This window comes from Pseudomonas sp. UV AK001, from assembly GCF_046097675.1.
Classification (GTDB): domain Bacteria; phylum Pseudomonadota; class Gammaproteobacteria; order Pseudomonadales; family Pseudomonadaceae; genus Aquipseudomonas; species Aquipseudomonas kribbensis.
The window spans coordinates 146,064-168,485 of sequence record NZ_JBJUVZ010000002.1 but is presented as its reverse complement, the minus strand read 5'-3'; the positions used below and the strand labels follow the sequence as shown (position 1 = coordinate 168,485).

The following is a 22,422-nucleotide window of genomic DNA, read 5'->3' as shown; positions in this document are numbered from 1 at the left end:
AGCTTGACGCCGTGTATCATACACGCACGCGATTTTTGGGGCCATTTATGCGGATCATCAGTGTGAACGTCAATGGTATTCAGGCTGCAGTCGAGCGCGGTTTGCTCAGTTGGCTGCAAGCACAGAATGCCGACGTCATCTGCCTGCAGGACACCCGTGCCTCCGCCTTTGAACTGGATGACCCAGCCTTCCAACTGGACGGCTACTTCCTTTATGCCTGCGATGCTGAAGTCCCTGCCCAAGGCGGCGTGGCTTTGTATTCGCGGTTGCAACCGAAGGCTGTCATCAGCGGTCTCGGTTTCGAGACGGCCGACCGCTACGGGCGCTACCTGCAAGCAGATTTCGACAAAGTCAGTATTGCCACCTTGCTGCTTCCTTCGGGGATGAACGGCGATGAGGACTTGAACCAGAAGTTCAAGCTCATGGACGACTTCGGCAAGTACCTGGACAAACAGCGGCGCAAACGTCGCGAGTACATTTATTGTGGCTCGCTGTACGTCGCGCAGCAGAAGCTCGACATCAAGAACTGGCGCGACAGCCAGCAATCCCCGGGCTTCCTGGCGCCAGAACGCGCCTGGATGGACGAGATTGTCGGCAACATGGGTTACGTCGATGCCCTGCGCGAAGTTAGCCGCGAAGGCGACCAGTACAGCTGGTGGCCGGACAACGAACAGGCCGAGATGCTGAATCTGGGCTGGCGATTCGACTACCAGATCCTGACCCCGGGCCTGCGGCGCTTCGTGCGCAGCGCACGCCTGCCGCGTCAGCCACGGTTCTCGCAGCACGCGCCGCTGATCGTTGACTACGACTGGACGCTGACCATCTAAGCGTCGTTTCGCAGTAGACAAAATGCCCGTATCGCAGGATACGGGCATTTTTTATGGGTCAGTCCCAAGCTGGAACGCGCGTTAGAGAGCAGCGAAGAACGGCAGCGCCAGGTACAACTTGATCACGATGACATTGATGATGTCGATGAAGAACGCACCCACCATCGGCACGACCAGAAACGCGATCTGCGAAGGCCCGTAACGCTGCGTCACCGCTTGCATGTTGGCGATGGCGGTCGGCGTGGCACCGAGGCCGAAACCGCAATGCCCCGCCGCCAGCACTGCTGCGTCGTAGTTGCGACCCATCACCCTGAACGTCACGAACACCGCGAACAACGCCATGACCAGTGTCTGCACGGCCAGAATGATGAAGATCGGCAACGCCAGCGCTGCCAGGTCCCACAGTTTGAGCGACATCAGCGCAATCGCGAGAAACAGCGACAGACTGACATTGCCCAGCACCGAGACTTCCCGCTCGAAGACCTGATACAGACCAAACGCCGAGAGGCCGTTGCGCAGCACGACGCCCACGAACAAGACACATACGAATGTCGGCAACTCGAATGCCGTGCCATGCAACAGCCCGTTCAGCAGAGTGCCGACCAGCAGGCTGACCGCGATCAGTGCCAGGGTTTCGATGAATGAGAATGGCGTGATCGAGCGCTCCTTGTTCGGCTGCTCAAAACCCTTTGGCAGGCGCGGCGCCTCCTGCGCGTGACAACCCGGCACCTCGACCCGCTTGATCAGCAGACGAGCAACCGGCCCGCCGATCAACCCACCCAGCACCAGACCGAATGTCGCCGAGGCGATTGCCAGCTCGGAGGCTGAAGCCAGACCGTATTTCTCGCTGAATACCGTTCCCCACGCGGCGCCGGTTCCGTGACCACCGGCCAGCGTGATTGAGCCCGTCAACAGCCCCATCAGCGGGTCGAGCCCCAGCATTGTGGCGAGTCCGATGCCCATGGCGTTCTGCAGGATCAGGAGGCCGGTGACCGCCAATAGAAATATCCCTACTACGCGACCGCCCTTCTTGAGGCTGGCGAAGTCTGCACTCAGACCAATAGTGGCGAAAAACGCCAACATGAGCGGCGCCTGCAACGAGGTATCGAACCGGACTTCTATATCGAGCGCTCGCAATACCAGAAGCACCAGAGCAACCAGCAGGCCACCCGCGACAGGTTCGGGAATATTGAAATTGCGCAGTACACCAACACGGGTAACAAGACCACGCCCCAGCAGAAGTACAAGGGAAGCGGCCACGAGCGTGCCGTAAAAATCGAGCTGAATCATCTGGATTATTCTTGGCTATATATTCGGGGGCGAACTTTTTTCCTTGATACGCCTCACGAATCGGCTGGCTGTTTCAACATCGGAAACACTGGAATTCAAGAGCCTTCGATGGCCTGAATATATCGAAATATTTCTGAAGGAATATTACGTGCGGCAACATTAGCAAGCGCAAAGTCATGCTGCCAATGCCCTTTGGCCGCATCGAGGCATTACAGTTGTGACTAAAAATGTAAGGCCGGTAAATATATAAAACTTCGTCTGCCACTCATCGCATGCAGACTATTCCTACGAACAACACAGGTTTATTTAGTTGCAAAAAAGCCCTGACATGTCAGGGCTTTTAAACATGCAGAATTGATTATTTCCGCATTTATCTTTCAGCAGGATGCTACTTGATCAAGCGCCAGGTAAACGGATAACGGTACGGAAAACCTTCATTGGCTTTTACGCCACCGATGATCGTCAACACCAGCGCGCCAATCGCGAGCAGGCCGAACAGCACGAACCCGATGATCAGCACCATCAGCAGGAAGCAGATCATCGAAGCAATCGCCACGGTAATCTGAAAATTCAGCGCTTCCTTGCCCTGGGCATCGATAAACGGATCCGTCTCGCGCTTCATCTGCCACAGGATCAACGGCCCGATCAGCGTGCCGAACGGAACCCAGATCCCCAGCAAGGCGGACAAGTGACAAAACATCGCCCACTGGCGAACCTCGTGGCTCGGCTTGGGCAGCAACTCTTGCTCATCACTCATCGCGTCCTCCTTGCGGGTTACGAACCTGCTCAGTCGGCCAGTGCAGCCGTTTGCAGTTCGAAGATCTCGTTCATGCCTTTCTTGGCCAGTTCCAGCATCGCGGTCAGCTCTTCAGGCTGGAACGGCGCGCCTTCGGCAGTGCCCTGCACTTCGATGAAGCCGCCGGTGCTGGTCATCACCACGTTCAGGTCAGTCTCGGCAGCGGAGTCTTCAAGATAGTCCAGATCCAGCACCGGCTCGCCCTGGTACATGCCCACGGAAACGGCACCGATCATTTGCTTGAGCGGGTCGCCGCCTTTCAGGCCGCCGCGCTTCTTGATGACTTTCAGGGCATCGACCAGCGCAACCATGGCACCGGTGATCGACGCGGTACGGGTGCCGCCGTCGGCCTGGATCACATCGCAGTCGACGTACAGGGTGACGTCGCCCAGCTTGGACATGTCCAGCGCGGCGCGCAGGGAACGGCCGATCAGGCGCTGGATTTCCAGGGTGCGGCCGCCCTGCTTGCCACGGCTCGCTTCACGCTGATTACGCTCGCCGGTGGCGCGCGGCAGCATGCCGTACTCGGCGGTCAGCCAGCCCTGGCCCTGACCTTTGAGGAAACGCGGCACGCCGTTTTCGACGCTGACGGTGCAGATGACTTTGGTATCACCGAATTCGACCAGTACCGACCCTTCGGCGTGCTTGGTGTAGTTGCGGGTAATGCGGATCGAGCGGAGCTGATCGGCAGCGCGACCACTTGGACGTTTCATAGGAGATACCTGTACTGGGGACGGAAAACTGCGGAGCATTATAGAGCTGCGCACCGTGCCTGGGCACTGCTTAAAAATTCCGGCCGTCGATCCAGAGCCCTGAAACGCGCTTCGCCGACGGCCTGCAGCCCTTTGTCACACCGTGTGTTTGGGCGCATCTGCCGCACTGCGCTACAATCCTGCGCCTTTGCTGCCAGTCGGCTTAAATTCATTGATATCGAGCTGCGAAGCTTCAATTCGCGCCGATCTGTATCGCGAGGTCACCCCATGGTGCACAGCATGACCGCCTTCGCCCGCGTCGAAAAAGCCGGCGTTCAGGGCACCCTGAGCTGGGAGCTGCGCTCGGTCAACAGCCGCTACCTGGAACCCCACCTGCGCCTGCCGGAATCGTTTCGCGACCTCGAAGGCGCCGTCCGCGAAGCCCTGCGTCAGGGCCTGTCGCGCGGCAAACTGGAATGCACCCTGCGCTTCACCGAGGAAAGCACCGGCAAACCACTGCAAGTGGACCGCGAGCGCGCTGCACAACTGGTCGCCGCTGCCGAGACCGTCGCCGGCCTGATCAAGAACCCGGCGGCGCTGAATCCGCTGGAAGTGCTGGCCTGGCCTGGCGTACTGGTCGCCGACGCCACCGACCCGCAGGCGCTCAACGCCGAGGCGCTGGCCCTGTTCAACCAAGGCCTGAAAGACCTCAAGGCCGGCCGCGAGCGCGAAGGCGCGGAGCTGGCACGCCTGATCAACGATCGCCTGACCTCCATCGAGGAAGACGTGGTGACCCTGCGCGAACTGGTTCCGCAGATGCTCGCCACCCAGCGCCAGAAAGTCCTCGACCGTTTCGCCGACATGAAGGCCGAGATGGACCCGCAGCGCCTGGAACAGGAAATGGTCATGCTCGCGCAAAAGAGCGACGTGGCCGAAGAACTGGATCGCCTGAGCACCCACATCATCGAAGTTCGCCGGGTGCTGAAATCCGGTGGTGCCGCCGGCCGGCGCCTGGACTTCCTGATGCAGGAGCTCAATCGCGAAGCCAACACACTGGGCTCCAAGGCCTTCGACCCGCGCAGCACTCAGGCGGCGGTCAACCTCAAGGTGTTGATCGAGCAGATGCGCGAACAAGTGCAGAATATTGAGTAAGGCTACCCCGACATGACCCACAGCACCGGCACCCTGTACATCATTTCCGCCCCTTCGGGCGCGGGCAAGAGCAGTCTGGTCAAGGCCCTGACCGACGCCAACCCGGAAATCCGCGTCTCGATTTCCCACACCACCCGCGCCATGCGCCCGGGCGAAGTGGACGGCGTGAACTATCACTTCGTGACCCGCGAAGAGTTCGTGAAGATGGGCGAGCACGGCGACTTCCTGGAACGCGCCGAAGTCTTCGGCAACTTCTACGGCACCTCGCAAAGCCGCCTGCAGCAGACCCTGGACGAAGGTCACGACCTGATTCTGGAAATCGACTGGCAAGGCGCCGAGCAGGTTCGCAAGCTGATGCCCCAGGCCCGTTCGATCTTCATCCTGCCGCCATCGCTGCAGGCCCTGCACCAGCGCCTGACCAACCGTGGTCAGGACAGCGACGAAATCATTGCCGGGCGGATGCGCGAAGCCGTCAGCGAAATGAGCCACTACGTCGAGTACGACTACCTGATCATCAACGACGATTTCGCCCACGCGCTGGACGATCTGAAAGCGATTTTCCGCGCCAATCAGCTGCAACAGAAACGCCAGCAGGTGCGTTTCGGCAAATTGCTGGCTGAATTGCTGGGCTGAAACAGCACTTCCCAAAACCGCTGCAAGGGCTTTACATTGGTGCTTGCAGCGCGTTGAAGAGTCTGGTCAAAAAATCAGCGCTTCCCTAATCGCTGGTGATTTTTTAAACTGTTGAGTCCGCTCGCCCAACCGGGCAGCGCGCATATTGCATTCGCTCCGAGGAATACCATGGCCCGCGTAACCGTTGAAGACTGCCTAGAACACGTGGAAAACCGCTTTGAGCTGGTCATGCTCTCTACCAAGCGTGCCCGTCAACTGGCCACCGGCGGCAAAGAGCCCCTGGTACAGTGGGAAAACGACAAACCGACCGTAGTTGCGCTGCGTGAAATCGCGGAAGGCCTGATGAGCTACGAGTTCATCGCCGAGCAGGAAATCGTCCACGAAGACCCGGTCTTCGCTGCGTTCGAGGACGAGTCCAACGAGGCCGTCTAAGCCTATGCCTGGTCGACGTAGCACGGCGCGGGATCACAGCCTACGGCAGGAGACATCATGCCGAGCATAGACGCCCTCGCCGATCGCTTATCGACCTACCTCGGCAACGACCAGGTCAACCTGGTCCGCCGAGCGTATTTCTACGCCGAACAAGCCCACGACGGCCAACGCCGCCGCAGCGGCGAGGCGTATGTCACGCATCCTCTTGCCGTGGCAAACATTCTTGCCGACATGCACATGGACCATCAGAGCCTGATGGCCGCGATGCTGCATGACGTGATCGAAGACACCGGTATCGCCAAAGAAGCACTGCAAGCGCAGTTCGGTGAAACCGTGGCCGAACTGGTCGACGGGGTCAGCAAACTGACCCAGATGAACTTCGAGACCAAGGCCGAAGCCCAGGCTGAAAACTTCCAGAAAATGGCCATGGCCATGGCACGCGACATTCGCGTGATCCTGGTCAAGCTCGCTGACCGCCTGCACAACATGCGCACGCTGGAAGTGCTGTCCGGCGAAAAACGCCGGCGTATCGCCAAGGAAACCCTCGAGATCTACGCACCCATCGCCAACCGCCTGGGCATGCACGCGATCCGCATCGAGTTCGAAGACCTCGGCTTCAAGGCCATGCACCCGATGCGTTCCGCGCGGATCTACCAGGCGGTCAAGCGCGCCCGGGGCAACCGCAAGGAAATCGTCAACAAGATCGAAGAATCCCTTGGCCACTGCCTCGCCATCGACGGCATCCAGGGTGAAGTCAGCGGTCGCCAGAAACACCTCTACGGCATCTACAAGAAAATGCGCGGCAAGCGTCGGGCCTTCAACGAGATCATGGACGTCTACGCGTTCCGGATCATCGTCGACAAGGTCGATACCTGCTACCGCGTGCTGGGTGCTGTACATAATTTGTACAAACCGTTGCCGGGACGCTTCAAGGATTACATCGCGATCCCCAAGGCCAACGGCTATCAGTCGCTGCACACCACGCTGTTCGGCATGCACGGTGTTCCGATCGAGATCCAGATCCGCACCCGCGAAATGGAAGAGATGGCCAACAACGGCATCGCCGCCCACTGGCTGTACAAATCCAGCGGTGACGAGCAGCCGAAAGGCACTCATGCCCGCGCCCGTCAGTGGGTCAAAGGCGTGCTGGAAATGCAGCAACGTGCCGGCAACTCGCTGGAGTTCATCGAGAGCGTGAAGATCGACCTGTTCCCGGACGAGGTCTATGTGTTCACGCCCAAAGGCCGGATCATGGAGCTACCCAAAGGCTCCACGGCGGTCGACTTCGCCTACGCGGTACACACCGACGTCGGCAACAGCTGCATCGCCTGCCGGATCAACCGTCGTCTCGCGCCGCTGTCCGAACCGCTGCAAAGCGGCTCCACGGTCGAGATCGTCAGCGCTCCCGGTGCGCGGCCGAACCCGGCATGGCTCAACTTCGTGGTCACCGGCAAGGCGCGGACCCACATCCGCCACGCACTGAAACTGCAACGCCGCTCCGAATCCATCAGCCTCGGCGAACGCCTGCTGAACAAGGTGCTCAACGGTTTCGACAGCGCGCTGGAACAGATTCCGGCCGAACGCGTGAAGGCGATGCTCACCGAGTACCGCCTCGAACTGATCGAAGATTTGCTGGAAGACATCGGCCTGGGCAACCGCATGGCCTATGTCGTCGCACGCCGCCTGCTCGGCGAAGGCGAGCAACTGCCAAGTCCTGAAGGCCCGCTGGCGATTCGCGGTACCGAAGGTCTGGTGCTCAGTTACGCCAAATGCTGCACGCCGATCCCTGGAGACCCGATTGTCGGGCACCTGTCGGCGGGCAAAGGCATGGTCGTGCACCTGGACAACTGCCGCAACATCAGCGAAATCCGCCACAACCCGGAAAAATGCATCCAGCTCTCGTGGGCCAAGGATGTCACCGGCGAATTCAACGTCGAACTGCGCGTCGAGCTGGAACACCAGCGCGGCCTGATCGCCCTGCTGGCCAGCAGCGTCAACGCGGCCGACGGCAATATCGAGAAAATCAGCATGGACGAGCGCGATGGCCGCATCAGCGTCGTCCAGTTGGTGGTCAGCGTCCACGACCGTGTGCACCTGGCCCGCGTGATCAAGAAACTGCGCGCACTGACCGGGGTGATCCGCATCACCCGCATGCGTGCCTGAGCCCACCATTACAAGGAGTCATACATGACCAAGACCGTTATCACCAGCGACAAGGCCCCGGCCGCCATCGGCACTTACTCCCAGGCGATCAAGGCTGGCAACACTGTCTACATGTCGGGCCAGATCCCGCTGGACCCGAAAACCATGGAACTGGTCGAAGGCTTCGAAGCCCAGACCGTCCAGGTCTTCGAGAACCTGAAAGCCGTGGCCGAAGCCGCCGGCGGTTCGTTCAAGGACATCGTCAAGCTGAACATCTTCCTCACCGACCTGAGCCACTTCGCCAAGGTCAACGAGATCATGGGCAAGTACTTCGACCAGCCGTACCCGGCCCGCGCCGCCATCGGCGTTGCAGCCCTGCCAAAGGGTTCGCAGGTTGAAATGGATGCCATTCTGGTCATCGAGTAATGCGCACGGCGCGACCCTTCAAGGTCGCGCCGACTGCTCTGCGGTAAAGAAAAGGTTTTGAAAGGATTCCACCATGCGCAAAGCGCTTGCTCTCTCGCTGCTCGCCATTTTCCTCGGCGGTTGCGCCAGCAACCCTGCCGACCGTGACATCAGCGGCACCTGGATCAATCAGGTCGCCATCGATGCCGCCGCCAAGGGCGGCCCCCTGCGTGAAGCGCTTCAGGCCTACGGCCCGAACCTGGAATGGGACATCAACACCAAGGCCGGCCAGGCCCGCTTCACCAACGGTTTCGAGAACGTCGAAGGACGGCTGCAGGGCGAACAGTCCGGCGCCTGGAAAGTCGACTTCTACGGCAGCTCCGGCAGCGAGCTGAAACGCGACGGCGGCCAGTTGCATCAGGCTGCCAGCGAAAACGAACCCCAGCAGCTCTTCGATCGCGCGCAGATTCCGGTACCGGAAGGCGCACCGATCGGCGCCAGCTTCGAACGTGCGCTGTATTCGGCCTACCTGGGCGGCAACTGGACCATCGCCAGCGGTCAGGGCGAAGGCGCCACCGTGCAATTCCAGGCTGACGGACAAGTCTCCGGCCTGCCGGGTGCCGACCGCTATGCCTTATGCCTGGCGGGCGACTGCGCATCGATGAGCAGCGGCAACGACAGCATGTGGCTGCAGCAGAACGGTCAGGGCAACAACTGGATCTTCGTTCGCAAGGGCAAGGAGCTTGAAATTCTGCAGGCCGTGAACACGGCACTGGCGGATGAACAACCGCAGTTCAGTCCGGGTGAACGCAAGTGGTTGCTCGAGAAGCAGTAACCCATCTCTGAAGCTACAGAGATCCCATGTGGGAGCGAGCTTGCTCGCGATGAGGCCATAGCATTCAACATATGTGCTGACTGTTATGCCGCCATCGCGAGCAAGCTCGCTCCCACAGTAGTTTGTGGTGCCAGGGAATCAGCACTTGCCCTCAAGAATCGCGGCGTAACCCTCGCGATAACTCGGATACGCCGGCACCCAGCCCAACGCCTTCGCCCGGGCATTGCTGCAACGTTTGCTGCCGGTGCGACGCACGCTTTCGTCTTCCGACCACTCGGTGACACCCAGATACTCGCGCAACCACGCAACGACTTCGGCCAGCGGTGCCGGCGCATCGTCCACGCCGATGTAGACGTCATCCAGCGCCACACCCTTGCGATCCGCCTCCAGCAGAAACGCCATCAAGCCCGCCGCGTCATCGGCATGGATACGATTGCCATACAGCGGCGGATCGACCGCCACGCGATAGCCACGACGCACCTGGGTCAGCAGCCATTCACGGCCCGGGCCGTAGATGCCGGTCAGACGCACGATACTCGCGGGAATGCCGCTGTTGAGCGCAACCTGCTCGGCCTCCAGCATCACCCGACCGGAATAACCAGCGGCAACGGTCTCGGATTTTTCATCCACCCATTCCCCGTCTTGCTGCCCGTAGACACTGCTGCTGGAAACGAACAGCAGCCGATCCGGCACCTGTCCGTAATCATCCAGCCAGCCCAGCACATGCTGCAGACCCTGCACATAAGCTGCGCGATAACCGGCTTCGTCGTGCTCGGTCGCGGCCGCGCAATACACCAGGTAATCCACGGCACCGACCGGCCAGGTCTCGGGGCAATCTTCATTGAACAAGTCACCGGCCACACCGATAACGCCTTCCGGCAAACGTGAAACATTGCGGCGCAAGCCATACACCTGAAAGCCGGCAGCCAGCAATTGCGTGGCCAGACGGCTGCCGACATCACCGCAACCGGCGATCAAAACAGAGGGCGCGGACATCAAAAATCTCCCATCGGAAAGCGACAGACTAGCCTCGGCAAGGGACGAGCGGCTAGCAATGAAGGAAAAAAAGCAACTCTATTACTTCTGTTAACAAGAATTACTTGCAATAATGCACGTCACTTTTGTTCTCGGCCTCACGAGGCCTGGAAGAGCATCACCGTTTTTCTACCTCAGGTCCGGCCAGCATGACACGCATTCAAACCCCCGCTTCGCCAACCAACCGACCTCGCGCCTGGAGCGCGGTGGCTGCCCTGCTCCTCAGCCTGATGCTGGCGCCGGTCACAGCTTTCGCCGATGCTTCCGCGCCCGCCACTCAGCCAGCGGTCAGCGCCGCTCAGGATGTGCCGCGCAACCCTGACGGCAGCGTCGACACTTCGTCCTTGCCGCCAGAGGTACAAGAGTCCCTGGCCAAGCTTGGTGATCTGGCAAAGCAGATGGAAGCGGAGCAACAGGAGCAGGACAATTCGCTGGGCATGGCCCACGACCTGTCGCCATGGGGCATGTACCAGAACGCCGACATCATCGTGAAAATCGTGATGATCGGTCTGGCCATCGCTTCGATCATCACCTGGACCATCTGGATCGCCAAGGGCTTTGAGTTGATGGGCGCCAAGCGTCGTCTGCGTGGCGAAATCGCTGCCCTGAAAAAAGCCGCCACCCTTAAAGAAGCCAGCGCCACCGCGGCGAAGGAAGGCACCCTCGCCAACCTGCTGGTCCACGACGCCCTCGAAGAGATGCGCCTGTCGGCCAACGCCCGCGAGAAAGAAGGCATCAAGGAACGCGTCAGCTTCCGCCTCGAGCGCCTGGTGGCCGCCTGTGGCCGCAACATGAGCAGCGGCGCAGGCGTTCTCGCCACCATCGGTTCCACCGCGCCGTTCGTCGGCCTGTTCGGCACCGTGTGGGGCATCATGAACAGCTTCATCGGCATCGCCAAAACCCAGACCACCAACCTCGCCGTCGTGGCCCCGGGCATCGCTGAAGCGCTGCTGGCCACCGCACTGGGTCTGGTCGCTGCGATTCCTGCGGTTGTGATCTACAACGTGTTCGCCCGCTCCATCGCCGGTTACAAGGCTCAGGTGTCCGATGCCTCGGCAGAAGTCCTGTTGCTGGTCAGCCGCGACCTCGACCACCAGCCCGAGCGCAGCAGCTCGCAGCCGCACATGGTCAAAGTGGGGTAATCGGCCATGGGCCTGCATTTGAAAGAAGGCGCAGACGACGATCTGGCCGAGAACCACGAAATCAACGTCACGCCGTTCATCGACGTGATGCTGGTGCTGTTGATCATCTTCATGGTGGCGGCTCCGCTGGCCACCGTGGACATCAAGGTTGACCTGCCTGCCTCGACCGCCAAACCGGCGCCGCGGCCAGAGAAACCGGTGTTCCTCAGCGTCAAGGCTGACCAGCGCCTGTACATCGGTGACGACGAAGTCAATGCCGAAACCCTCGGCGCCGTGCTCGACGCCAGGACCCATGGCAAGAAAGACACCACCATCTTCTTCCAGGCCGACAAAGGCGTGGATTACGGCGACCTGATGAGCGTGATGGACAAGCTGCGCAGCGCCGGTTACCTGAAGGTTGGTCTGGTCGGCCTCGAGAGCGCAGGCAAGAAATGATCACGACGCGCCATAAGCTGACGCGTTACAGCGGTAGCCTGGCCGTGGTGCTGGGCGTTCACGCGCTGGCCATCGCGCTGGCGCTGAACTGGACCGCCCGCCCGCCCATCGAACTGCCGCCGCAGGCAATGATGGTCGAGCTGGCACCGGTTCCGGCCCCGCCACCGCCTGCACCGCCGAAAGTCGTCACACCACCGCAGCCACCGGCTCCGGTCGAAGAACTGCCGATCCCGAAACTGGCCGAAGCACCGAAGGCAGAGATTGCCGTACCCAAGCCGAAGCCAAAACCCAAGCCAAAGCCGCAACCGCCAAAACCGGTTGAGAAGAAACCGGAGCCTGTGAAGGAAAAACCTTCCGAGGAAAAACCGGCGGAGCCTCAGCAGACCCAGGCGCCGACGGAAAAATCCGCCCAACCGGCACCGGGTCCGTCGCCAGCACAAGTGGCGGCCAAGGCCAGCTGGCAGGGTACGCTGCTCGCGCATCTGCAGAAGTACAAGAAGTACCCGGACAGCGCCAGGTCGCGGAACAAGACCGGGACCAACCGTCTGCGTTTCGTGGTCGACGGCAACGGCAATGTGCTGTCATTCGAGCTGGTGGACCGCTCAGGCAATGCCGATCTGGACCGGGCCACCCTGGAAATGATCCGCCGTGCCCAACCGCTGCCCAAGCCACCGGCGGACATGCTGAACAACGGCTCCATCGAAATTGTTGCGCCGTTTGTGTACTCGCTGGAACGCCGCCGCTGATCTGCACCGTCAGAACACGGCTCGATCCCGCCAGAAAGGCACCGAAAGGTGCCTTTCTCATATCTGCCAACGGCAAACCGGCATTGCCCGGTGTCGCATTCATCACTCAGTCTGATAACGTGCGTCTATCGATTGCAGCCGGTATGCTTGGCCCGCATCTTCATGGACGCTTGCTATGACCCTCACAGAATTACGCTACATCGTTACCCTCGCCCAAGAGCAGCATTTCGGCCACGCGGCCGAGCGTTGCCACGTCAGCCAGCCGACCCTGTCGGTGGGCGTGAAAAAGCTTGAAGACGAACTCGGTGTGCTGATTTTCGAGCGCAGCAAAAGCGCCGTGCGCCTGACCCCGGTCGGCGAAGGCATCGTCGCCCAGGCGCAGAAAGTGCTGGAGCAAGCCCAAGGCATCCGTGAGCTGGCCCAGGCCGGCAAGAACCAGCTGACCGCCCCGCTGAAAGTCGGCGCGATCTACACCGTCGGCCCGTACCTGTTCCCGCACCTGATTCCGCAACTGCACCGGGTCGCCCCGCAGATGCCGTTGTACATCGAAGAAAACTTCACCCACGTGCTGCGCGACAAACTGCGCAACGGCGAGCTGGACGCGATCATCATCGCCCTGCCGTTCAACGAAGCCGACGTGCTGACCCTGCCACTCTACGACGAGCCGTTCTACGTCCTGATGCCGGCCCAGCACCCATGGACCCAGAAAGAATCCATCGACGCCGCCCTGCTCAACGACAAGAGCCTGTTGCTGCTCGGCGAAGGCCATTGCTTCCGCGATCAGGTGCTGGAAGCCTGCCCGACCCTGACCAAGGGCAACGACGGCGCCAAGCACACCACGGTCGAATCCAGCTCGCTGGAAACCATTCGTCACATGGTCGCGTCTGGTCTGGGCATTTCGATCCTGCCGCTGTCGGCGGTGGACAGCCATCACTACGCCCCGGGCGTGATCGAAGTGCGTCCGCTGTCGGCACCGGTGCCGTTCCGCACCGTGGCTATCGCCTGGCGCGCGAGTTTCCCACGGCCGAAAGCCATCGAGATCCTCGCCGACTCCATCCGCCTGTGCTCGGTCGCCAAACCTGCCGCGCCGGTTACGGCCGGTTAAGCCAGCGTCATGACAGAGCTGTCGCAGGTGTCGGTCACCGCACTCAAGGGTGTCGGTGAAGCCATGGCCGAAAAACTGGCCAAGGTCGGCCTGGAAAACCTCCAGGACGTGCTGTTCCACCTGCCGCTGCGTTATCAGGATCGCACCCGCGTGGTGCCGATCGGCGCGCTGCGGCCGGGGCAGGACGCCGTGGTCGAAGGCACCGTCAGCGGCGCCGATGTGGTCATGGGCCGGCGCCGCAGCCTCGTCGTGCGCTTGCAGGACGGCACCGGCGGACTGAGCCTGCGCTTCTACCATTTCAGCAACGCGCAGAAAGAAGGCCTCAAGCGCGGCACGCGGATTCGCTGCTACGGCGAAGCCCGGCCCGGTGCCTCGGGGCTGGAGATCTACCACCCGGAATACCGCGCCATCAACGGCGACGAACCGCCGCCGGTGGATGAAACCCTGACCCCGGTCTACCCGCTGACAGAAGGCCTGACCCAGGCGCGTCTGCGCCAGTTGTGCATGCAGACGCTGACCCTGCTCAAGCCGGCCACCCTGCCCGACTGGCTGCCGACCGAACTGGCCCGCGACTATCAACTGGCGCCGCTGGCCGACGCGATTCGCTACCTGCACAACCCGCCCGCCGATGCCGACGTCGATGAACTCGCCCTCGGTCATCACTGGGCCCAGCATCGTCTGGCCTTCGAAGAGCTGCTGACTCACCAGCTGTCGCAGCAGCGCCTGCGCGAAAGCATGCGCTCCCTGCGCGCACCGGCGATGCCGAAAGCCACCAAGCTACCGGCGAAATACCTGGCCAACCTCGGCTTCAACCCGACCGGAGCCCAGCAACGAGTCGGCAACGAAATCGCCTACGACCTCAGTCAGCACGAACCGATGCTGCGACTGATTCAGGGCGACGTTGGCGCGGGCAAAACCGTGGTCGCCGCCCTCGCCGCGCTGCAAGCGCTGGAAGCCGGTTATCAGGTCGCACTGATGGCGCCGACCGAGATCCTCGCCGAGCAACACTTCATCACCTTCAAGCGCTGGCTCGAACCGCTGGGCATCGACGTGGCGTGGCTGGCCGGCAAACTCAAGGGCAAGAACCGCGTCGCCGCGCTGGAACAGATCGCCAGCGGCACGCCGATGGTGGTCGGCACTCATGCGCTGTTCCAGGACGAAGTGCAGTTCAAGAACCTCGCACTGGTGATCATCGACGAACAGCACCGCTTCGGCGTGCAGCAACGTCTGGCGCTGCGGCAGAAAGGTGTCGGCGGGCGGATGTGTCCGCATCAATTGATCATGACCGCCACGCCGATTCCACGGACGCTGGCGATGAGCGCCTACGCCGACCTCGACACCTCGATCCTCGACGAATTGCCGCCCGGTCGAACCCCGGTCAACACCGTGCTGGTCACCGATACCCGCCGCGTCGAAGTCATCGAACGGGTGCGCAGCGCCTGCGCCGAGGGCCGTCAGGCCTATTGGGTGTGCACGCTGATCGAAGAGTCCGAAGAGCTGACCTGCCAGGCCGCCGAAACCACGTTCGAGGACCTGACCGCCGCCCTTGGCGAGCTGAAGGTCGGGCTGATCCACGGCCGCATGAAGCCCGCCGAGAAAGCCGCCGTCATGGCTGAATTCAAGGCCGGCAACCTGCAACTGCTGGTCGCCACCACCGTGATCGAAGTCGGCGTGGACGTGCCCAACGCCAGCCTGATGATCATCGAAAACCCCGAGCGCCTCGGTCTGGCGCAACTGCACCAGTTGCGTGGTCGTGTCGGTCGGGGCAGCGCGGTCAGCCATTGCGTGCTGCTCTACCATCCGCCGCTGTCGCAGATCGGCCGCCAGCGCCTGGGCATCATGCGCGAAACCAACGACGGTTTCGTCATCGCCGAAAAAGACCTCGAACTGCGCGGCCCCGGCGAAATGCTCGGCACCCGCCAGACCGGCCTGCTGCAGTTCAAGGTCGCCGACCTGATGCGCGACGCCGATCTGCTGCCCGCCGTGCGCGATGCCGCCCAGGCGTTGCTTGAGCGCTGGCCCACCCACGTCAGCCCGCTGCTCGACCGATGGCTGCGACACGGGCAGCAATACGGCCAAGTGTGAGCACCGTCGCAGTTTCTCAAAGCTCGTTCCAACCAAGCTGGTTATACTCCAGCAATTGTTTCAAAAACGGATACAGACCATGACCGAAGCTGCTCTCGCCCCCGAATCCCCGCACGCTCCGTCTGTTATTCGGCTGCTGCTCAACAAGCTGGGCGTCGCCTACGAAGAAGTGCTCGACCACCACGGCCTCAACGCCTCGCGCAAAGTGCAGGCCGTGTTGCTGGACGACGCCGTCGGTGCGCTGATGGTGCTGTTTCCACAGAGCCAGTTGCTGGATCTCAACCGCCTCGCCGAGCTGACGGGCCGTCGCCTGACCGCCGTGTCCACCGAGCGCCTGGAAAAGATGCTCGGCAAACACAGCCTGAGCCTGCTGCCGGGCCTGCCGGCGCTGACCAGCTCGCCGTGCCTCTACGAAGAAAGCCTGCTGCGCGAGCCGAAGTTGCTGATCAACTCCGGCGAGCCGGGCCTGCTGCTGGAAATCGCCAGCGAAGATTTCAAGACCATGCTGACCAAGGCCAGTGCCGCCAACTTCGGCGAAGCCCTGAGCAGCATCCGCCCGAACCTCGATCGCCCGGACGATGACCGCGAGGAAATCACCCAGGCCGTGCAGGCGTTCACCGCGCGGCGCATCCAGCAACGTCTGGAAGCGACCATCGAGATTCCGCCGCTGGCCGAAACCGCACAAAAAATCATCAAGCTGCGCGTAGACCCGAACGCCACCATCGACGACATCACCGGCGTGGTCGAAACCGACCCGGCGCTGGCTGCGCAAGTGGTGAGCTGGGCGGCGTCGCCGTACTACGCCTCGCCGGGCAAGATCCGCTCGGTGGAAGACGCGATCGTGCGCGTGCTGGGCTTCGATCTGGTGATCAACCTGGCGCTGGGCCTGGCCCTCGGCAAGACCCTGAGCCTGCCAAAAGACCATCCGCAACACACCACGCCGTACTGGCAGCAGTCGATCTACACCGCCGCCGTCATCGAAGGCCTGACCCGCGCCATGCCGCGCGCCCAGCGCCCGGAAGCCGGCCTGACCTACCTCGCCGGTCTGCTGCACAACTTCGGTTACCTGCTGCTGGCCCACGTGTTCCCGCCGCACTTCTCGCTGATCTGCCGGCACCTGGAGGTCAACCCGCACCTGTGCCACAGCTATGTCGAGCAACACCTGCTGGGCATCAGCCGCGAACAGATCGGCTCCTGGCTGATGCGCTACTGGGACATGCCGGACGAACTGGCCACCGCCCTGCGCTTCCAGCACGACCCGAACTACGACGGCGCCTACGCCGAATACCCGAACCTCGTCTGCCTGGCCGTGCGCCTGCTGCGCAGTCGCGGCATCGGATCCGGCCCGGATGAAGACATTCCGGATGCGCTGCTGGAACGCGTTGGTTTGACTCGCGACAAGGCCAATGATGTGGTCAGCAAAGTGCTTGAGGCGGAAGTGCTGCTGCGTGAACTGGCTTCGCAGTTCAGCCAGGCCTGATTTGCGCCCATAAAAAAGGCCCCACACTCACACGAGTGTGGGGCCTTTTTTGTTGATCGTTCACACCGGACTCAAGCCTTCGGCTTGGCCTTCCGCGGCTTCAAATACTTCATCAACCCCTGAAACCACATCACCAGCGCCGGGTTGCCCTTGAGCTGAATCGACTTGTCCTGAATCCCCTGCATGAACGCCAGTTGCTTGTTCTTCGCCTGCATCGTGGCAAACCCGAACGCCGCGTCTTTAAAGGCAATCGCAAACGCTGGTTCCGCCACCACCCCGGACTTGCTGGTAATGCGCTGGTCCTTCACCACGAAATGCCGCGCCACTTTCCCGTCCAGAGTCTGCAGCTGAAACACCAGATCCTTGTCACCCAACTGCTGCTGGAACGCAGGATTTGTCCGACTGGCCTTACCCATCAACAGACCCAGCATCCACAGTAGAAAACGAAATTTCATGCGCACAGCCTCAAAAGGAAAATGAACGGCCGGGGGAGTGTAAGGGATTCGGACGGATTCGCCACTATCTTGCACGGATAGAAGACGATGCATGGCTTTTCCTGAAAGATGACTACCAAGTCACGACTTCGCTCTCAGGACTTGATCGTTCCTACGCTCCGCGTGGGAATGCATCCCGTGACGCTCCGCGTCACACCCTCCCCCCGTCCTACACCTGAAGAAACACATTCCTGTAGGAGCTGCCGAGGGCGGCGATCTTTTGATCCTCTACCCCGCAAATCCTTGGGAAATGTCCTTCAAACTGCGGTGCTGTCCGTGAACTAGGCAGGCTGGACCATCGTCGATAGCCTCTGTGTGTCGCCGCAAAATCGGTGACTCGGACGTGCAAGTCCGGTTCAGGTGCACAATTGCAATGGCATTTCGCCGAGCCTTTTCCTATGCTCGCGGATCGTTATGGCGGCTGTGCGTCGGAGACCTTCGGGTCTGCCGGGCACCTGGACCGGTCTTGCACACCAACGCACAGCTGCCACCTATTTCGAAGTGCAAAGCGAATGGGTGTCGGCCTCACAATTCCAGGAAGCTGCGCAATGATCAAACCAACACCGAATCCCCCCGAAATTCCAGAAAATCCGGAAACCTCTCCCTACGAATCTCTCGATTCAAAGAAACTCCACGAAGCCGCCGAACGCGCCCTCGACCACCATTTCAAACCCAGCGCCCCACGCCCAAAACGCCTCGGTGGCCTGTTCGCCCTCTGCCCCAACGCCGACGCCGAAGCGCTCATGGCCAACGCCTCCGAAGACCTCCTGTCCATCAGCGCCTTCGCCGCCAACCTGGCCGACGACCTCGACGGCCCCCGCCGCTCGATGGCACTGGGCCTGAGCAGAATGGCGGACGGCGTGCGGTTGATGGTGGAAGGCACGCTCGATCACATTGAGTTTCGGGAATATCAGGCCAAGCCGTGCCTGAATTGCGGGCGGAAAAAAGGGGACGTTGAGTCCCCTTTTCTCATGATTTCGGGATCACCACTGGCAACCCGTCTCAGGTGAAAAATCTATCCCGAAATCTTCCTCGAATGAGTACTTCTTCCCAGACTTGTAGTTCGTGTAGACCATGCTGTAGACACGGGCACCCTGACTGACCATCTCATATTCACCTGTCAGAGCACCTTCGGAAACCTCCACCCAAGTCGTCGTGAATTCATACGGTCGATCCTCTGCTAGGATTTCTTGCTCGGTGTTCCGATGCACAAGCGTAATAAATCGCTTGGACTGCCTATACCGGACACCCACCCCGCCCCATGTGGATACGGAGTCGTGATACGTCCTGAACTCAAAATTGATGTTCTTACCTTCCGACGAACGAAAACAGCGAACCTCGGTTGTGAGTTCCCCATAGGCAGCTAAAGGACAGAGCGATAGCGCAACCAAAGGCAGCACAGACAAATACTTCAAACTGGTCGTTCCTTAAGCGGTAGGTGATAACCACAAAACTGCATGGCAACCGTTCAGATGATTACGAAGCGCTAGAGCGAAAAGTCCAAAACCTCTTCAAGCACCCAGCATGCCCCTCGAACAAACCGGTATTCGAACACATAGTCCGTATCCGGCTTCTGCAGAATCGCCGTGGCACTGTTGCCCTGCACTTCCTTGACGGTCAACGTCAGGCCCTCGGCGTCGCGCTTTTCGCGACCGGGGATGAGCGGAAATTTGATCTGATCATCGCTCACACTGCGCTTTTCCAATCCCGGCTCGGGATCGCCCGGTACGGTGGTGACCAGTTGCAGAGGTTGTTTCACATAGGCCCTCTGCACCTCCAGGCGCTCGGAAAACGCCGTGAGGAACACCGGAAACTCATTGGCCGGACAAACAGCGTCGACAGCCCTGTCAGCGGCAGAAAACGGCGCAATCCTGTCCAGCTCAACGGCACGCTCCAAACTCATCCGCTCAATGCACTTGTTGACGACGGTTCTGTGAGCAGGCGTATCCGCATCGATCTCGAACGCCTCCACCACGCAATTCGCATCCCGCAACTTGACCCACGCCCGCTGCGCCTCCTTGACCTTCGCCACATGCGCAGCGCCCATTGCAGTATCACGCTGGTAGTGGGCTTCAAGCCGCTCCATCAGTTCGTGGTAACGGGCGTTCAACTGGGTGTCAGCGTTGGTTTTCGCCACTTCGGCGCATTGATCAACCTGCGCACTGCTGGATACCAATGTGCAGTCGCCATCGGCCAGCGCGATTGATGTGCACAACAGTCCGAAGGAGAGTGCTAGAAAACGGTTAAGCCAGTTCAATGGTTCAGTCCCTGATTTGATGATCACCCAATTACACGTGTTGCTCTGACTCTGTCCCCCTAAATGCAGTGACTTGCCTTGATCGTGTCAGCACCTTGCGATGTCAACCGCTGCACGTTACGGGCTCCCGCCTGATCACCTTTGTCGGCCGCCATTTGGTAACAGGCCAACGCCCTAGACATATCCTTCGTTCCTAAGTCGCCAGCTTCGAACGAGCTGGCCAGGTAATTCATCCCATCAACTGAACCCATGGAAATCGCACGAATGACCTGCTCTTCTGCCTGCTTGGGGTGGAGGCAAGGACCATCGTAATCGGTGGAGTTCCCCATACAAAAAAACGAGGCATAACCCAACGCACCACTCGGCGTCTTTGAAGCGGCTTTGAACAATGCCTCAACCTTGCTGGTTTCCAGCTGGGACGCCATCTGCGAAAGGCTCAGTCTTGCCGCTGACTCGCTTGCCTCTGGATCCCCCGACTCTGCTGCGCAGACATAATTTTCCAGGGACGCTTCAATCAATTCCACAGTCAGAGGGTATTGCTCAAGAAAACCTAACCCTCCTAAAGCTTCAGCACGCTGTTCGCAGAAATTCTCAGCGCGGCTCATTCCGGGGTTACGAGTTGCGACAAGATCCTTCTCACTCACCGACCAATCCTCAATCCCCTCCAGCACCCAGCACGCCTGGCGAGAGAAATTGAAGATTTTTACATTGCTGTTGCCCGCCCGCTTATCGACCACGTTGATGTGACTGTCATCGACCTCTTCAATCTCGACTCCAGGTGTCTTGCCGGGTGTGATGGCGGCCATCAGCGGGTAGGTGAAGGAAGCTCCGCTGACGCCCGAGGTCGAAGGCTCAAAGGTACTACGGTCCTTGCCTGCAACCGGCTTCAACACAAGCGACTTGACCGTCATCGCAGTGAGACGACGCTGTGATTCACTGCTGGCGGAAAACGCTGTCAGGAACGCAGGGAATTCCTCCGAAGGACAAGCGCCGTTGGCCGGCGCCGTCGAAGTGCTCTTGTCGGACGCAAGAGCAGGGACGATCTTGTCCAGGTACGCCGAGCGCTCGCGACTCATTCTGGCGATGCACGAGTTGACCGCAAACACATGCGCCGGCATCCCCGTCTCGATCTCGAATGCCTCCAACGGACAATTCGCATCGCGCAATTTCAGCCACGCACGTTGCGACTCTTTGACCTTCGCCGCGTACTCCGCGCCCAATGCAGGATCTGCTCGATAGTCAGACTCAAGCCGCGCCATCAATTGCTTATAGCTGACGTTCAACTGCGTATCGGCAGCCTTCTTCGCCGCCTCAGAGCAGGGCACCATTTCCAGGCTTGAGGTGACATGGCTGCAGTCATCCTGCGCGTACACCGATGAAACAGGCAGCAGCACGGCCAGCAGGGTAAAAACAAAACGTTTCACTAAGTTCTTCCTTGAGTCATTTAGGCTTTGCGTTTGGCGAACCGGGTGACGCATTGTTTGACTATGTTCATTTCCCAATAGGTGCTGAGCAACGCTTTACGTTTTTTATCGACACGCAAATTAACGAAGCCATCGCCGCAGTCCGGCCGCAATTCTTCGAAGGTGCCGGTTCTGGTTTGGTAGATGAACACCCGGTAGTAGTCGTAAGTACCCATACCGTCATCGAGTTGCCGGACCGCGAAATCTTTGGCACCGTCAAAATTGAAATCATCGACCTGCACATGGAGTTCGTTTTCGGCTTGAAAATCGATTGTGCGCGACTCGTTATGCGTTCCGCCTTTAGCCGCGACGCTCAGCTTGGAGCCTTCGAGAACCAGCGTTGCCTCGACGCCTTGGGTTGGGCTGAACGTAGTGGTTTCGGCTAACACCGGCATCGTCCACAGCAGGCCGAGCAGTGATACTGCGAGAACTTTTGATCTCATGTGTTCGCCTTACTCCCACTCACATCCGGACTCCAAAGAGGAATCGACGCTGGTGTTATTTCCAAAATAGTAAACCTTGCCGTTGGACTTCTTCGTGTACGTCATCGAGACGATCTGCGTTCCTTGAGTCACGAGCTCGTAGGTCCCTGAGACCTTGCCGCTGATGACTTCAGACCAGCTTCTGGTGCTCTGCCAAGGGGCATCGGCGCCGAGCATTTCGTTGTGGGTATCCGTCAACACAATGGAAATTGGCTCGCTGGACTTGGCGTACTTTACGAAGCCGCCTGACCATTTGCTGGAGGCGTCGTAAAAGGTACGGAATTCGAACTTCACCGGACTCGTTTCGGATAGTTCGAAGCAGAGTGATTCGCTGGTGACTGCGCTGTGGGCGGCGAAAGGAAATAACGCCAAAAAACCAACACATGACTTTTTCATATTTATCGAAACTCGTTAACCACAGACGACGCCTCAAACAACCAATGTAGTACCGCTATAAAAGAGTTGACAGATTTATTTAAGACCCCGTCAAACAT

The 22,422-nt window shown here is 60.1% G+C and carries 22 protein-coding genes and 1 pseudogene; 14 read left to right on the top strand and 9 right to left on the bottom strand.

Annotation, left to right across the window (positions count from 1 at the left end):
- Nucleotides 1-47 precede the first annotated feature (47 nt).
- A complete protein-coding gene (locus ACKLNA_RS08750) occupies nt 48-827 on the top strand; it encodes an exodeoxyribonuclease III (protein ID WP_007920349.1) in 780 nt (259 codons plus the stop codon).
- Between the two features lie 81 nt (nt 828-908).
- Here ACKLNA_RS08750 and gltS read toward each other — a convergent pair whose 3' ends face one another.
- From gltS to rph, 3 genes are all read right to left on the bottom strand, one after another.
- Nucleotides 909-2,117 carry a sodium/glutamate symporter gene (gene gltS, locus ACKLNA_RS08745; RefSeq protein ID WP_408985641.1) on the bottom strand — a complete coding sequence of 403 codons (1,209 nt, stop codon included), beginning with the start codon at nt 2,115-2,117 and terminating at the stop codon, nt 909-911.
- A gap of 388 nt (nt 2,118-2,505) precedes the next feature.
- Nucleotides 2,506-2,874 carry a DUF4870 domain-containing protein gene (locus ACKLNA_RS08740; RefSeq protein ID WP_085708869.1) on the bottom strand — a complete coding sequence of 123 codons (369 nt, stop codon included), beginning with the start codon at nt 2,872-2,874 and terminating at the stop codon, nt 2,506-2,508.
- Between the two features lie 29 nt (nt 2,875-2,903).
- Nucleotides 2,904-3,626, bottom strand: coding sequence for a ribonuclease PH (rph, locus tag ACKLNA_RS08735; RefSeq protein ID WP_085708868.1), 723 nt, complete (start codon nt 3,624-3,626; stop codon nt 2,904-2,906).
- A gap of 267 nt (nt 3,627-3,893) precedes the next feature.
- Here rph and ACKLNA_RS08730 point away from each other — a divergent pair, with 267 nt between their 5' ends.
- From ACKLNA_RS08730 to ACKLNA_RS08705, 6 genes are all read left to right on the top strand, one after another.
- Nucleotides 3,894-4,757 carry a YicC/YloC family endoribonuclease gene (locus tag ACKLNA_RS08730; protein WP_007954440.1) on the top strand — a complete coding sequence of 288 codons (864 nt, stop codon included), beginning with the start codon at nt 3,894-3,896 and terminating at the stop codon, nt 4,755-4,757.
- A gap of 12 nt (nt 4,758-4,769) precedes the next feature.
- Nucleotides 4,770-5,390, top strand: a complete 621-nt coding sequence (gene gmk, locus ACKLNA_RS08725; protein WP_065258181.1) for a guanylate kinase — start codon at nt 4,770-4,772, stop codon at nt 5,388-5,390.
- A gap of 168 nt (nt 5,391-5,558) precedes the next feature.
- On the top strand, nt 5,559-5,822 hold the full coding sequence (gene rpoZ / locus ACKLNA_RS08720) for a DNA-directed RNA polymerase subunit omega (RefSeq protein WP_003229503.1): 264 nt from the start codon (nt 5,559-5,561) through the stop codon (nt 5,820-5,822).
- A gap of 57 nt (nt 5,823-5,879) precedes the next feature.
- Nucleotides 5,880-7,985, top strand: a complete 2,106-nt coding sequence (gene spoT / locus ACKLNA_RS08715; RefSeq protein ID WP_007954439.1) for a bifunctional GTP diphosphokinase/guanosine-3',5'-bis pyrophosphate 3'-pyrophosphohydrolase — start codon at nt 5,880-5,882, stop codon at nt 7,983-7,985.
- 24 nt (nt 7,986-8,009) lie between these two features.
- On the top strand, nt 8,010-8,390 hold the full coding sequence (locus ACKLNA_RS08710; RefSeq protein ID WP_003229509.1) for a RidA family protein: 381 nt from the start codon (nt 8,010-8,012) through the stop codon (nt 8,388-8,390).
- A 73-nt stretch (nt 8,391-8,463) separates the two neighbouring features.
- Entirely contained in the window at nt 8,464-9,204 is a 741-nt protein-coding gene (locus ACKLNA_RS08705) for a hypothetical protein (RefSeq protein ID WP_114886331.1), read from the top strand.
- Nucleotides 9,205-9,342: 138 nt separating this feature from the next.
- Here ACKLNA_RS08705 and ACKLNA_RS08700 read toward each other — a convergent pair whose 3' ends face one another.
- Nucleotides 9,343-10,200: an SDR family oxidoreductase gene (locus tag ACKLNA_RS08700; RefSeq protein WP_408985640.1), complete on the bottom strand. Its 858-nt coding sequence runs from the start codon at nt 10,198-10,200 to the stop codon at nt 9,343-9,345.
- Nucleotides 10,201-10,388: 188 nt separating this feature from the next.
- Here ACKLNA_RS08700 and exbB point away from each other — a divergent pair, with 188 nt between their 5' ends.
- From exbB to ACKLNA_RS08670, 6 genes are all read left to right on the top strand, one after another.
- Nucleotides 10,389-11,381, top strand: a complete 993-nt coding sequence (exbB, locus tag ACKLNA_RS08695) for a tonB-system energizer ExbB (RefSeq protein ID WP_408985639.1) — start codon at nt 10,389-10,391, stop codon at nt 11,379-11,381.
- A 6-nt stretch (nt 11,382-11,387) separates the two neighbouring features.
- Nucleotides 11,388-11,816: a TonB system transport protein ExbD gene (gene exbD, locus ACKLNA_RS08690; protein ID WP_408985638.1), complete on the top strand. Its 429-nt coding sequence runs from the start codon at nt 11,388-11,390 to the stop codon at nt 11,814-11,816.
- Nucleotides 11,813-12,562 (top strand): energy transducer TonB, encoded by a 750-nt coding sequence (locus ACKLNA_RS08685; protein WP_408985637.1) that lies wholly within the window; start codon nt 11,813-11,815, stop codon nt 12,560-12,562. Before exbD ends, ACKLNA_RS08685 begins: the two co-directional genes overlap by 4 nt.
- Nucleotides 12,563-12,737: 175 nt before the next feature.
- Nucleotides 12,738-13,667, top strand: coding sequence for a hydrogen peroxide-inducible genes activator (locus ACKLNA_RS08680; protein WP_064379831.1), 930 nt, complete (start codon nt 12,738-12,740; stop codon nt 13,665-13,667).
- Nucleotides 13,668-13,676: 9 nt separating this feature from the next.
- Nucleotides 13,677-15,752, top strand: a complete 2,076-nt coding sequence (gene recG / locus ACKLNA_RS08675; protein ID WP_011336566.1) for an ATP-dependent DNA helicase RecG — start codon at nt 13,677-13,679, stop codon at nt 15,750-15,752.
- Between the two features lie 79 nt (nt 15,753-15,831).
- Nucleotides 15,832-17,232 (top strand): aminoacyl-tRNA deacylase and HDOD domain-containing protein, encoded by a 1,401-nt coding sequence (locus tag ACKLNA_RS08670; protein ID WP_114886341.1) that lies wholly within the window; start codon nt 15,832-15,834, stop codon nt 17,230-17,232.
- A gap of 71 nt (nt 17,233-17,303) precedes the next feature.
- On the opposite strand, the gene ACKLNA_RS08665 is transcribed toward ACKLNA_RS08670, so the two are convergent.
- Complete coding sequence (locus tag ACKLNA_RS08665) at nt 17,304-17,687, bottom strand: SCP2 sterol-binding domain-containing protein (RefSeq protein ID WP_096817262.1); 384 nt, start codon at nt 17,685-17,687, stop codon at nt 17,304-17,306.
- Between the two features lie 587 nt (nt 17,688-18,274).
- On the opposite strand from ACKLNA_RS08665, the pseudogene ACKLNA_RS08660 reads away from it, so the two are divergent.
- A pseudogene (locus tag ACKLNA_RS08660) lies at nt 18,275-18,649 on the top strand (DUF6124 family protein); the annotation flags it as partial.
- A 563-nt stretch (nt 18,650-19,212) separates the two neighbouring features.
- On the opposite strand, the gene ACKLNA_RS08655 reads toward ACKLNA_RS08660, so the two are convergent.
- From ACKLNA_RS08655 to ACKLNA_RS08640, 4 genes are read right to left on the bottom strand one after another with little or no spacing between them, the layout of a single operon-like run.
- Nucleotides 19,213-19,983, bottom strand: a complete 771-nt coding sequence (locus ACKLNA_RS08655; protein ID WP_408985636.1) for a lysozyme inhibitor LprI family protein — start codon at nt 19,981-19,983, stop codon at nt 19,213-19,215.
- A 59-nt stretch (nt 19,984-20,042) separates the two neighbouring features.
- Nucleotides 20,043-21,407, bottom strand: coding sequence for a lysozyme inhibitor LprI family protein (locus ACKLNA_RS08650; RefSeq protein ID WP_408985635.1), 1,365 nt, complete (start codon nt 21,405-21,407; stop codon nt 20,043-20,045).
- Nucleotides 21,408-21,427: 20 nt separating this feature from the next.
- A complete protein-coding gene (locus ACKLNA_RS08645) occupies nt 21,428-21,889 on the bottom strand; it encodes an XAC2610-related protein (protein ID WP_408985634.1) in 462 nt (153 codons plus the stop codon).
- A gap of 9 nt (nt 21,890-21,898) precedes the next feature.
- Nucleotides 21,899-22,324 (bottom strand): hypothetical protein, encoded by a 426-nt coding sequence (locus ACKLNA_RS08640; protein ID WP_408985633.1) that lies wholly within the window; start codon nt 22,322-22,324, stop codon nt 21,899-21,901.
- Between the last annotated feature and the right edge of the window lie 98 nt (nt 22,325-22,422).

Excerpts from the sequence above, each read along its gene's own strand:
- ACKLNA_RS08730 (WP_007954440.1), top strand. The coding sequence starts at position 3,894 with ATGGTGCACAGCATGACCGCCTTCGCCCGCGTCGAAAAAGCCGGCGTT.
- ACKLNA_RS08740 (WP_085708869.1), bottom strand. The coding sequence starts at position 2,874 with ATGAGTGATGAGCAAGAGTTGCTGCCCAAGCCGAGCCACGAGGTTCGC.
- gltS (WP_408985641.1), bottom strand. The coding sequence starts at position 2,117 with ATGATTCAGCTCGATTTTTACGGCACGCTCGTGGCCGCTTCCCTTGTA.
- ACKLNA_RS08665 (WP_096817262.1), bottom strand. The coding sequence starts at position 17,687 with ATGAAATTTCGTTTTCTACTGTGGATGCTGGGTCTGTTGATGGGTAAG.
- exbB (WP_408985639.1), top strand. The coding sequence starts at position 10,389 with ATGACACGCATTCAAACCCCCGCTTCGCCAACCAACCGACCTCGCGCC.
- recG (WP_011336566.1), top strand. The coding sequence starts at position 13,677 with ATGACAGAGCTGTCGCAGGTGTCGGTCACCGCACTCAAGGGTGTCGGT.
- ACKLNA_RS08750 (WP_007920349.1), top strand. The coding sequence starts at position 48 with ATGCGGATCATCAGTGTGAACGTCAATGGTATTCAGGCTGCAGTCGAG.
- ACKLNA_RS08640 (WP_408985633.1), bottom strand. The coding sequence starts at position 22,324 with ATGAAAAAGTCATGTGTTGGTTTTTTGGCGTTATTTCCTTTCGCCGCC.
- ACKLNA_RS08645 (WP_408985634.1), bottom strand. The coding sequence starts at position 21,889 with ATGAGATCAAAAGTTCTCGCAGTATCACTGCTCGGCCTGCTGTGGACG.
- exbD (WP_408985638.1), top strand. The coding sequence starts at position 11,388 with ATGGGCCTGCATTTGAAAGAAGGCGCAGACGACGATCTGGCCGAGAAC.
- ACKLNA_RS08710 (WP_003229509.1), top strand. The coding sequence starts at position 8,010 with ATGACCAAGACCGTTATCACCAGCGACAAGGCCCCGGCCGCCATCGGC.
- ACKLNA_RS08680 (WP_064379831.1), top strand. The coding sequence starts at position 12,738 with ATGACCCTCACAGAATTACGCTACATCGTTACCCTCGCCCAAGAGCAG.
- ACKLNA_RS08705 (WP_114886331.1), top strand. The coding sequence starts at position 8,464 with ATGCGCAAAGCGCTTGCTCTCTCGCTGCTCGCCATTTTCCTCGGCGGT.
- rpoZ (WP_003229503.1), top strand. The coding sequence starts at position 5,559 with ATGGCCCGCGTAACCGTTGAAGACTGCCTAGAACACGTGGAAAACCGC.
- gmk (WP_065258181.1), top strand. The coding sequence starts at position 4,770 with ATGACCCACAGCACCGGCACCCTGTACATCATTTCCGCCCCTTCGGGC.
- ACKLNA_RS08685 (WP_408985637.1), top strand. The coding sequence starts at position 11,813 with ATGATCACGACGCGCCATAAGCTGACGCGTTACAGCGGTAGCCTGGCC.
- ACKLNA_RS08670 (WP_114886341.1), top strand. The coding sequence starts at position 15,832 with ATGACCGAAGCTGCTCTCGCCCCCGAATCCCCGCACGCTCCGTCTGTT.
- ACKLNA_RS08700 (WP_408985640.1), bottom strand. The coding sequence starts at position 10,200 with ATGTCCGCGCCCTCTGTTTTGATCGCCGGTTGCGGTGATGTCGGCAGC.
- spoT (WP_007954439.1), top strand. The coding sequence starts at position 5,880 with ATGCCGAGCATAGACGCCCTCGCCGATCGCTTATCGACCTACCTCGGC.
- rph (WP_085708868.1), bottom strand. The coding sequence starts at position 3,626 with ATGAAACGTCCAAGTGGTCGCGCTGCCGATCAGCTCCGCTCGATCCGC.